We start from the raw sequence: 10,098 nt of genomic DNA, 5'->3' as shown, positions 1-10,098 counted from the left end.
GACTTCGCAATCACCACCGCACCGGAGGTCTCACTACGTGATCAAGCTGCCGCGCCGACCGTCACCAACGTCCTGGCCGGTTACACCTAGGCCGCCAGGACGACGCCCTGGGGGTTGGCCCGCCGCTCGCGCACCGCCGCGTAGGCGATCAGGCCGAACAGGATCGCCAGCAGCACGGCCGAGGAGCCCATGGTGCCGAGGTTGAGGCCGCCCTTGGCGACCGGCTTGGTGAGGAAGTCACCGGCGGTGGCCCCCAGCGGGCGGGTGAGCACGAAGGCGAACCAGAACACCAGCACGTTCGGCACGGCCGGCACCTTCATCAGGGCGACGAGCACCAGCAGCAGCCCGGTGATCAGCAGGGCGCCACCGAGGTAGCCGAGACCCGAGCTGTCGGAGAGGAAGTCGCCCATCGAGGTGCCGAGCGTGTTCGAGATGAGGATCGCCGTCCAGAACAGCGCCTCACCGCGGAAGGTGTCGATCTTGTTGATGGAGAACGTGAGTCCCGTCACCCGCCACAGGGCGAACGTGAGCACGAGGAGCGAGGTGAGGATCGCGGCGCCCACCGGGTAGCCCAGCCCGAGCCCCTGCGGCCCCCAACCCAGCGAAGTGGCGCCGGCTTTGAGGTACTTCGAGCTCGCGTCGCGGTTCATGAAGTCCGAGATCGTCGTTCCGGCCATGCTCGTGGACAGGATGACCGTCCAGTAGAAGAACGGGTTGTAGCGCTTCGAGCGCAACTGCACGACCAGCGTCACCAGGAACACCGCGAACAACGCGATGGTAGTGAGGAAGTAGCCCAACTTCAGGGTCTGGGCGAACAGGTCGCCCGCCGTCTCGCCGAGCGTCGTCGCCGCCACCTTCATCACCCAGAAGGCCAGCGTGACCTCGGGCAGCTTCTTCAGCACGTACTTGCCGGTCTCGGCGTACCTCCCGCCGCCCGCGATGTCCATCTCCGTGGCCTCGGTGAAGGTGTGGGGGTGGTGGTGCTGGTTCGACACGGGGGTTCCTCTCGGAGCTCGCGGGCCCTTCGCCCGCCGTCGAAACCGACTGTGATCGAGCGGTTCTGATCCGTTCCTGAACGTGGTGGCCCGTTGCTCCGGGCGGGTGAGAGGCCAGTCAGGCAGCGTTCAGACGCCGCCCCGGAGACTCGCGGTCATGCGACTGGCCAAGGTCCCCGAGGTGACCGCCCTGTTCTGGATCATCAAGATCGCCACCACCGGGATGGGGGAGGCCGCCTCGGACTGGATGGGCGAGCGGCCCGTCGTCCTGGCCGCCGTTCTCGTGCTGCTGGCGCTGGCGGCGCTGGTCGGCTCGTTGTGGGCGCAGTTCCGCGCGCCGCACTACGTGGCCTGGATCTACTGGTCCGCGGTGGCCATGGTGAGCGTGGTCGGGACGATGGTCGCCGACGTGCTGCGGATGGCCTCCGGCCTGCCGCTGTGGGCCACGTCGGCGGCGTTCGCGCTGGCCGTCGCCGCGAGCCTGGGGGCCTGGTACCGCAGCGAGGGGAACCTGTCGATCCACTCGATCACCACGCGACGTCGCGAGACCTACTACTGGACGACGGTCGCCTCGACCTTCGCGCTCGGTACGGCTCTGGGCGACTACACCGCGCTGTACCTGAACCTCGGCTGGCTCGACTCGGGACTGATGTTCCTCGGGTTGATCCTGCTGCCGCTGATCGCCTGGCGCTGGTTCGGGCTCAACTCCGTGGCGGCGTTCTGGGCCGCCTACGTGCTGACCCGGCCGCTGGGCGCCTCGTTCGCCGACTGGTTCGGGGTGCCCAAGGAGCACCACGGGCTCGGCGTGGGGACGGGGCCCGTAGCGCTCGTGCTGATCGTGGCGATCGTCGCGCTGGTCGGGCTCTCCCGGGAGACCCTGCGTCCCGCGGGCCGGCCCGTCCTTGAGGCAAGCTACTGACGTGCAGGACGACGGGCGCCACACCGTCCTCGTGGTCGAGGACGACCGATTGCTGCGCGCCACCCTGGAGCGCGGCCTCCGGACGGCCGGTTATGCGGTGGAGGCGGTGGAGACCGGCGCGGACGCCGTGCACCGGGCGGCCGAGCTCGGCCCGGACGTCATCGTGCTGGACATCGGGCTGCCCGACGCCGACGGACGGGACGTGTGCCAGGCCCTGCGGGCTCAGGGCTGCACCTCCGGCATCGTCTTCCTGACCGCCCGCGACCACACCGAGGACCTGCTGTCCGGATTCGCCGCCGGTGGCGACGACTTCGTCCGCAAACCCTTCGCCTTCGCGGAACTGTTGGCCCGGATCGGCGGTGTCCTGCGCCGGCTGCCGAACGGGTCGGCGGCGACGCAGGAGACGGTGGACGACGGGAGCCCACGGCTGCGGCTCGACCCGGCCAAGCACACGATCCGGTACGGCACCGCCGAGACGTCGCTGACCCCGACCGAACTGCGGTTGCTCGCCTGCCTGCTCGCGCGCCGCGACGAGGTGGTGCGGCGTGGCGCGCTGGTCTCGGCGGCCTGGCCCGGCTCCGGTCAGGTCAGCGACAACACGCTCGACCAGTACGTGACGCGGGCCCGGAAACGCCTGCGCGAGATCGGCTTCGAAGGTGCGCTGGAGAACGTGCGCGGCGTCGGGTTCCGGCTGCACTGACCCGTGACACTGACCCCATGACGACCCTTCGCCGGTGGTTGCCTCGCAGCCTGGCCTCCCGGCTGGCCCTGGGCGGGTTGGCCTGGATCGCGGTGTGGGCCATGGCCTTGCTGCTCGCCTTCGCGCTGATGCTGTCCGTGGTCCTGGCGAGCCAGGTCGACGCCGCGCTGCGGGCCCGGGCCGAGGCCGTGCGGGCCACCGTGCACGTGACCGCCGACGGATTGCGCATCGACGAGGAGGGCGACGACTCCGCACTCGACGCGGGCACCGTCATCTACTACGGCCGCACCGTGGTCGAAGGAGAACCACTGGGCGGGAAGCTCGTCGACCGGTTCGTGCAGCGGGGGGAGGTGGTCTCCGACGAGGAGGGCCTGCACACCGAACGCCTGCTCGCCCTGCCGATCACGCACGCCGGACGGCAGGTGGGCACGATCGTCGTCTCCAGCGACGTCGGCCTGCGCACCCGCACGGCCTGGGTCCTGGGTCTGGGCGCCGTGGGTTTCACCGGGTTGTTGCTGCTCTTCACGTTCTTCGCGCTGCGGGGGACCGTGCGCCTGGCGCTGCGGCCGGTGGCCCGGATGGGGGAGCAGGCCCGTGACTGGAGCGACTCCGACCTGGACCGGCGGTTCGACCCCGAGGGCGGTCCGCTCGAACTGGCCCGGCTGGCGGCGACCCTCAACGCGCTGCTGGAACGGATCGCTGCGGCACTGCGGCACGAACGCCAGTTCACCGCCGAGCTCTCGCACGAGCTGCGCACCCCGATCGCGCACCTGCACGCCCTGGCCGACCTGCTCGCGGCCGGTGGACCCGCGGCCGTCGAGCAGGCCGACCTGCAGGAGGTCCTCGAATCGGTCCGACGCCTCGAGGGGCTGGTCGAGGGCGCGCTCGCCCCGGCCCGGGCACGTATCGGGGCGCCAGGTCTGGTGAGCGTCCGGGAGGTCGTGTCCGGTCTGCCCGCGGACGTCCGGTGCGAGGGTGACCTCGACGCGACCGTCGCCGTGGACGGTGACCTGGTCCTGCGAGCCCTGCAGCCGGCGCTCGACAACGCCCGCCGGTATGCGCGCTCCGCGGTGGTGCTGCGCGTCCGGCGCGACCGCGGCTTCACCGTGCTGGACGTCGAGGACGACGGGGGCCGCCTCGACCCGGCCCATGCCGAGTCGGTCTTCGAGGCGGGGTTCCGGGCCGACCCCGCGGACGAACACCCCGGCGCCGGGCTGGGGCTCGCACTCACCCGCCGCATCTGCCGGGCCGCCGGGGGTGAAGCGACGGCGCAATTGCGCGACGGCCGGACCGTGATCTCGCTCCGGCTGCCGGGGCTGGACCGCTGAGCACCCAGTCAGGTCGTGTACAGGGGGCTGGTTGCAGGGTGACGGGATGAAGTACGTGCCCCGCGCCCGCCCCGCGTCCGAGAAGTTCAGCACCGCCGAGGCTCTGGTGGTGGTGCCCACCTATCAGGAGGCGCACACCATCGGCCGGCTGCTCGACGAGGTGGCCCGGGTCGCACCGGCGCTCGACGTTCTCGTGGTGGACGACGACAGTCCGGACGGCACGGCCCGTCTGGTCCGGCAGGACCGGCGCTACAGCGGCCGGGTCTTCCTGCTGGAACGGTTCGGGGCCCGCGGTCTGGCCGGCGCCTACCGGGACGGCTTCGCGTGGGCCCTGGAGCGGGGGTACGACGTCGTGGTGCAGATGGACGCCGACCTCTCGCACCCGCCGTCCGCGCTGCCCCGGCTGATCGCCGCGCTGGGCGACGCCGACGTGGCCGTCGGCTCGCGGTATGTGGCGGGCGGCTCGACCGACGGGTGGACGGCGCACCGGCGACTGCTGTCCCGCGGGGGCAACCTCTACGTGCAGACCGCTCTCGGGTTGCACGTCGCCGACGCCACGTCCGGCTTCAAGGCGTTCCGGGCGTCCGCTCTGCGCGAGATCGACGTCCTGTCCTCCGGAACGGACGGATACGCCTTCCAGATCGAGAACGCCTGGCGGGCCGAACGTCGCGGCCTCCGGGTGTGGGAGGTGCCGATCCGGTTCGTGGACCGAACGGCCGGCACGTCCAAGATGTCCGGAGCCATAGTGCGCGAAGCCCTGATCCGGGTCGCGGGCTGGCGGCTCAAAGAGCTTGTGTCATGGGGTTCTCACCCAACCGCGCCCGAACTCGCCACCGTGCCCGACCCCGGCGGGCGGCGGGCCCGGTGAGACCCGGCGGCCCCGCTGCCCCGTCGCGCAGGGTCGCGAAGACGTCGCCCACGGGAGCGCCGGGCGGGCGCCCGACCTCCACGAACCATTCGCGGCCCAGCAACCGGCGGCGCACTGGGCCGGGCGCACGCAGCAGCAGCGCGACCGTGCGCGGCCCGCGCCCGCCGGTGGCCTGGCTGCGGTGGGCCCGCAGCGCGTCCAGCTTGGCCTCCAACTGCGGCCCGACATCGATGACGTGGGTGATCCGGTCCCGTGGGGTGTAGGCGGCCAGCAGAGATCGGCGGGTCACGTCTCCCACCCGGAACGGCAGCAATCCCAGCAGCCGCACGAGGGGCCGGAACGCATCCCGGTCTACGGTGGCTTCGAGGACGACCGGGGTACCTGCCCACCGGGCCGCGATCAGCCCGGCGTCGTGGACCTGCCGGTGGTCGGGGTGCCCGTAGCCGCCGTTCGAGTCGTAGACGGTGAGCACGTCGGCGCGTTCGTCGCGGAGGATCTCAGCGAGCTCCCGGGCCACGGCCTCGGGCCGGAGTCGGCAGAAGGCGCCGGGGGACGCGCGCCCGGCGTCCAAGCCCGAGTCGGAGTGGCCGAGCAGAACCACGCGAGCCACGGACAGAGCCGCGGCGGAGCGCTGCAGCTCTGCGGCGCGCACGGCGCCCAGTCGGCCGGACGTCGGCTCGGACAACCCGGCCTCCCCGTCGGTCGCCACGACGAGCACCACCCGGTGACCGGCCGCGGCGGCCGCGGCCAGCGTCCCGCCGGTCAGCAACGCCTCGTCGTCGGGATGGGCGTGGAACGACACCACGGTGAACGGCATGAGCACAGCGTGGCAGTGCGCCGTGACACCGGAAAGGTCGGACCGTCGTTCGGTCAGGAACGGGAAAGGAAGTCTGACAGACGCTTTGAGCGTCCGGTCCTCCGACCGGCTCGGAAGGAGGTGACCGGTGTCGGTCGGATCCGTCCCCCGGAACCCCGTTCCCGTCCCGTCGGCGTGGTCCATGGGGCGGGTCCTGCCGGCCGTTCTCGGTCCACTCGTCGTCGTCCTTCTCGTAGCCCGCCTCCCGCACCTGACCGGGACGACGTGGACGGCGGTGCGCGCGTTGCTCGCCTCGGTGCCGGTACGGGACCTGGCCTTGCTCGGGTCGCTGTGGGCGTTGAGCGTGTGGTGCCACTCGTGGGTGCTGACGGGGGCGCTACCCGGGCTCACCCGCAGCCGCGCCATCATGCTGAACCTCGCGGGCAGCGCCGTGGGCGATGTCGTCCCGTTCGGGGGCGCGGCCGGGGCCGGGATGAACCTCAGCATGATCTCGTCCTGGCACTTTCCGCGTTCGCGATCGATGACGTTCCTCGCGGTCAGCAACCTCTGGAACGTGGCCTCGAAACTCCTTCTGCCCGTGCTGGTCCTGGCCGTGGTGTGCGTGCGCGGCACGAGCAGCGTCCCCGGTCTCAAGATCGCGTCGGTCGTGGCGGGCGGGGTGCTCGGATCGGTTGTCGTCGGGGTGGTCGTCGTCCTGGCCGCGGGTCGGGGCGGGGCGGCTGAGTGGTTGCGCGGCGACGCGATGGCGGTCATCACCCGGGGCTGGCGGCAACTGACCCTCGGGATGCTCGGTCAGCTGGCCGTGCAGGCCGTGCTCTGGAGCCTGTGCCTGCAGCTGGTCGGCGTCGCTGCCCCCCTCGGCGTCTCGATGGTCGGCTTCGCGCTCGAACGCGCCCTCACGATGGTTCCCCTGACCCCGGCCGGGGCCGGTCTGGCCGAGGCGGGCAGTCTCTCGGCGTTGGTCGCGCTCGGCGCCGACCCGGCTTCGGCGAGTGCCGCCGTCCTGCTGTTCCGGACGTTCGCCTACCTTCTGGAGATCCCGGCCGGGGGCGTGAGCATCCTGGCCTGGCTCTGGTCGCGCGACCGGGCCGCGATGGGTACGACCGCATGAGGATCGTGCACGTGACCGACTGCTACCGGCCCCGGGTCGGCGGCATCGAGGTGCTGGTCGAGGGGCTCGCCGCGCGACAGGCCGCCGCCGGTCACCACGTGGAGATCTGGACGACGACCAACGGTCGGAGCGGGCCGGGGACGGTCGGTAGCGGCCTCGAAGACGTCGGGGTACGCCGGCTCCCGGCGCTCGTCGGGACCGCACCGGGCCCGGCCACGCTGCGCCGCCTCCGTCGCGAGCTGCTGCCGGGTCGGTTCGACGTGCTGCACGCCCACTCCTCGATCCTGTCCCCCCTCGCGTGGGGGGCGGTCCGGACCGCCGCGCACGGGGGACTGCCCACCGTCGTCACCATGCACTCGATGATCCGGCCGGGCTCGATCGGGCTGGAATGGTCCCAGGCCGTCGGCTGGACCCGGTGGCCCGTCGGGGTGACCGCGGTCAGCCATGTCGCCGCGGCCCCGCTCCGCGCCCTGGGGGTCGACGTCGAGATCCTGCCCAACGGGGTGGACACCCTGTGGTGGCAGCCGCCCCCGGCACTCCGGAACCGGCGCCCGGCGGTCACGATCGTCAGCGTCATGCGGCTCGCCGCCCGTAAGCGGCCTCTGCCGCTGATCCGGATGCTGGCGCGGCTGCGCGACATCGTGCCCGACGACATACCCTTGCGGGCCGTCGTGATCGGCGACGGGCCATTGCGGTCACGGCTCGCGGCGGAGCTGCACCGGACGGGCGCTGCCGCGTGGGTCGAGCTGGCCGGGGCGCTGACGCCGGCTCAGGTCCGAGCCCGGCTGCACGAGGCCGACCTGTACCTGGCCCCGGCCGACCAGGAGTCCTTCGGGATCGCCGCGCTCGAGGCGCGGTGCGCGGGGCTGCCCGTGATCGCCCGCTCGTCCGGGGGAGTGGGCGAGTTCGTCCGGCACGGGCGCGACGGGCTCCTCGTCGGCTCGGATGACGAGATGGTCACCGGCGCGGCGCAGCTCATCACCTCCGGTCAGCTCGGGGAGTTGCAGCGGCACAGCCTGGCCGCTCCGCCGTCCGACTTCGCCTGGCCCTGCGTGGTCGAGCGCACCCTGAACTGCTACCGCCGGGTCGGGGCGGGCATCCCGCCCAGACCGGCACACAGTCAGGCGGGTGTCAGTAAAGGCGATTCACGCTAGGAACATGGTCCTCCTCAGCCCCGTCGACATCGGGACGAAGCGTGTCCCGGGTGATCTCGAAACGGTCACTCCGGGGCCTGGTTCCGGTTCGCGGCGGGGATGGGGGCGGCGCTGGGCGGCGGACCTGGCCCTGGCCCTCGTGGCTCTCGCGTACGGTCTGAGCCAGCTCGCCGAGCGCCGGGTCGGTCTCGGCTGGGACGAGAGCATCTACTTCAGCCAGGTCACTCCGCACGAGCCGGCCGCGTTCTTCAGCGCTCCTCGGGCCCGGGGGATCTCGTGGTTGGCGGCGCCCCTGGCCCAGGCCACCACGGACGTCGGCGCGCTGCGGATCTACCTGACGGTCCTGTCCTCGATCGCCCTGTACCTGGCTTTCCGTGCCTGGTTCCGGGTCATTCCCGTTCCCGCCGTGGTGTTCTCGGCGAGCGCGTTCGGCAGTCTGTGGGTGACCCGGTTCTACGGGGCGCAGTTGATGCCCAACCTGTGGGTCGCGTTCGGTGCGTTGGCCGCCGTCGGTGGGTTCATGCGGCTGACCGGGAACCGCCGTGACCTGCTCGGTCTCGTGGCGCTGCCCACCGGGCTGGCCGTGGCCGCGCTGATGCGGCCGACCGACGCGGCGTACGTGGCGCTGGGGCTCCTCCTCTGCGCCGTGCTGGTCCGGCCGTGGCGCCGTGACCTGCCCCTGGTCGGCCTCACGATCGCGGGGGCCGCCCTCGGGGCGATCCCGTGGGTGGTGGAAGCCGAGGCGCGCTTCGGTGGGGTTGCTGAGCGGCTGCGGCAGGGCAGCGCCATCCAGGGTGGCCTCGGTTGGGCGCCCCAGGTCTTCACCCAGCACCTGAGGACCCTCGACGGCCCGCTCCTGTGCCGGCCGTGCACCCCGCCCGCCGACGCACCGTTCGACACCGTCTGGCTGCTGCTGATCCCGGCGACGGTGCTGGTGCTCGTCCTCGTCCGGGTCGTGCTGCACGAGCGGGTCCCGGCCGGGGCGTTCGTCGCCCTGGTCACCGGCACGGCCGTCGGGGTGCCCTACCTGCTCCTCATCGGCTACTCGGCGCCGCGGTTCCTGCTCCCGGCCCTCGCGCTGCTGTCGCCGGCGGTGGGGACGGCGATGCTCACCCTGCTCGCCCCGCTGGCCTGGCGCGGGCCGAGTGTCCGGCGGGCGGCCCCGGCGGCCGGGATCGTCCTCGTCGCCGCGCTCGCCGGCGCCCAGATCGTCGCCCAGCAGCGGGTCTTCGCCGCCGAGGTGCACTCCTCGGCCCACAGCGCCCAGGCCTACACGGACCTGGGCCGGATCCTGGGCGCCGACGGTCTGCGGTCGCCGTGCATCGTGAGCGGGACCCGCTCGCCGCAGATCGCCTTCGCGACCGGCTGCTCGTCGCGCAACGTCGGTGGTCACGATGCGTCGATCACCTCGGCCGGACTGCTGGCGGCCGCGCGACACGAACCGGCGGTGGCCGTCGTCCAGCCGGGTCAGGTCCCGGCCGCGCACCTGCGTCACTGGCTCCGCCGGGACGTCTCCGTCCCCGGGCACGCCGGCGTCTGGCAGGTGTACACCCCGGCCGGTTCCTCGCTCGTACGGTCGCCATGACATCCCTCGTGATCGCCTGGGTGACGGCCCTGTCGGGCTGGCCGGTCTACGCCGTCATCGGGGCCCTGGTCTTCGCCGAGTCCGCGCTGTTCGTGGGTTTCGTCCTGCCCGGCGAGGCCGCTCTCCTGGTCGGGGCCGCTCTGGCCGGCACCGGTCGGGTGCACCTGGCCGTGGTCATCGTGACGGCCGCGGTGGCGGCGGTCGTCGGGGACTCGGTGGGCTTTGCCGTGGGGGACCGGTTCGGGCCGCGGTTGCTGGCCGGCCGGCTCGGACGGCGGGTGCCGCGCGAGACCTGGGAGAAGGTGGTCACCCTGGCGACCCGGCGGGGTGGGTGGGCCGTGTTCGCCGGACGGTGGACGGCGGTGCTGCGCGCGATGGTGCCCGCGGCGGCCGGAACGGTCGGGATGCCCTACCGGACCTTCCTGACGTTCAACGTCCTCGGCGGCGTCAGCTGGTCGGTCGCGGTCGGTCTCCTCGGCTACTCGGCGGGCGCCTCGCTGACGAGGGCCGTGGCGCTGATGGGCCATGTCTCGCTGGCCGTCGGGGCGGTCGTCGCGGGAGCGGCCATCTGGCTGCTCGTGCGGTGGCGCCGGACCCGGGTGGCCAACTAGTCCGCGTTGC

The 10,098-nt window shown here is 72.6% G+C and carries 10 protein-coding genes; 8 read left to right on the top strand and 2 right to left on the bottom strand.

The window, feature by feature from the left end:
• Positions 1 to 86: 86 nt before the first annotated feature.
• Positions 87 to 947: a hypothetical protein gene (locus ACIB24_RS19075; RefSeq protein ID WP_398283629.1), complete on the bottom strand. Its 861-nt coding sequence runs from the start codon at positions 945 to 947 to the stop codon at positions 87 to 89.
• Positions 948 to 1,152: 205 nt separating this feature from the next.
• Between ACIB24_RS19075 and ACIB24_RS19070 the strand changes: the two genes are divergently transcribed.
• Genes ACIB24_RS19070 through ACIB24_RS19055 form a run of 4 tightly spaced genes read left to right on the top strand, consistent with a single transcriptional unit; the run spans position 1,153 to position 4,810 of the window.
• The gene (locus tag ACIB24_RS19070) at positions 1,153 to 1,914 is read left to right on the top strand and encodes a hypothetical protein (protein WP_398283594.1); all 762 of its coding nucleotides are present in this window, start codon (positions 1,153 to 1,155) and stop codon (positions 1,912 to 1,914) included.
• A gap of 1 nt (position 1,915) precedes the next feature.
• Entirely contained in the window at positions 1,916 to 2,614 is a 699-nt protein-coding gene (locus tag ACIB24_RS19065; RefSeq protein WP_398283592.1) for a response regulator transcription factor, read from the top strand.
• Between the two features lie 17 nt (positions 2,615 to 2,631).
• Positions 2,632 to 3,942: an ATP-binding protein gene (locus tag ACIB24_RS19060; protein WP_398283590.1), complete on the top strand. Its 1,311-nt coding sequence runs from the start codon at positions 2,632 to 2,634 to the stop codon at positions 3,940 to 3,942.
• Between the two features lie 46 nt (positions 3,943 to 3,988).
• A complete protein-coding gene (locus ACIB24_RS19055; protein WP_398283588.1) occupies positions 3,989 to 4,810 on the top strand; it encodes a polyprenol monophosphomannose synthase in 822 nt (273 codons plus the stop codon).
• Here the strand turns inward: ACIB24_RS19055 and ACIB24_RS19050 are convergent.
• The gene (locus tag ACIB24_RS19050) at positions 4,725 to 5,627 is read right to left on the bottom strand and encodes a PIG-L deacetylase family protein (RefSeq protein ID WP_398283586.1); all 903 of its coding nucleotides are present in this window, start codon (positions 5,625 to 5,627) and stop codon (positions 4,725 to 4,727) included. The genes ACIB24_RS19055 and ACIB24_RS19050 overlap by 86 nt on opposite strands.
• A gap of 127 nt (positions 5,628 to 5,754) precedes the next feature.
• On the opposite strand from ACIB24_RS19050, the gene ACIB24_RS19045 reads away from it, so the two are divergent.
• The 4 genes from ACIB24_RS19045 to ACIB24_RS19030 are packed head-to-tail and all read left to right on the top strand — an operon-like array spanning position 5,755 to position 10,088.
• Positions 5,755 to 6,738 carry a lysylphosphatidylglycerol synthase domain-containing protein gene (locus ACIB24_RS19045; RefSeq protein WP_398283584.1) on the top strand — a complete coding sequence of 328 codons (984 nt, stop codon included), beginning with the start codon at positions 5,755 to 5,757 and terminating at the stop codon, positions 6,736 to 6,738.
• Positions 6,735 to 7,892, top strand: coding sequence for a glycosyltransferase family 4 protein (locus ACIB24_RS19040; protein WP_398283582.1), 1,158 nt, complete (start codon positions 6,735 to 6,737; stop codon positions 7,890 to 7,892). The genes ACIB24_RS19045 and ACIB24_RS19040 overlap by 4 nt, the downstream gene beginning before the upstream one ends.
• 4 nt (positions 7,893 to 7,896) lie before the next feature.
• A complete protein-coding gene (locus ACIB24_RS19035) occupies positions 7,897 to 9,477 on the top strand; it encodes a hypothetical protein (protein ID WP_398283580.1) in 1,581 nt (526 codons plus the stop codon).
• Positions 9,474 to 10,088 (top strand): DedA family protein, encoded by a 615-nt coding sequence (locus tag ACIB24_RS19030; RefSeq protein ID WP_398283578.1) that lies wholly within the window; start codon positions 9,474 to 9,476, stop codon positions 10,086 to 10,088. The genes ACIB24_RS19035 and ACIB24_RS19030 overlap by 4 nt, the downstream gene beginning before the upstream one ends.
• The last annotated feature ends 10 nt before the right edge of the window (positions 10,089 to 10,098 follow it).

Origin of the sequence: Spongisporangium articulatum (assembly GCF_044465595.1) — a bacterium.
In the GTDB taxonomy this organism is placed as follows: Bacteria; Actinomycetota; Actinomycetes; order Actinomycetales; family Kineosporiaceae; genus Spongisporangium; species Spongisporangium articulatum.
Note: the sequence above shows the minus strand (reverse complement) of the source record. Positions and strands in the feature narration are given on the sequence as shown.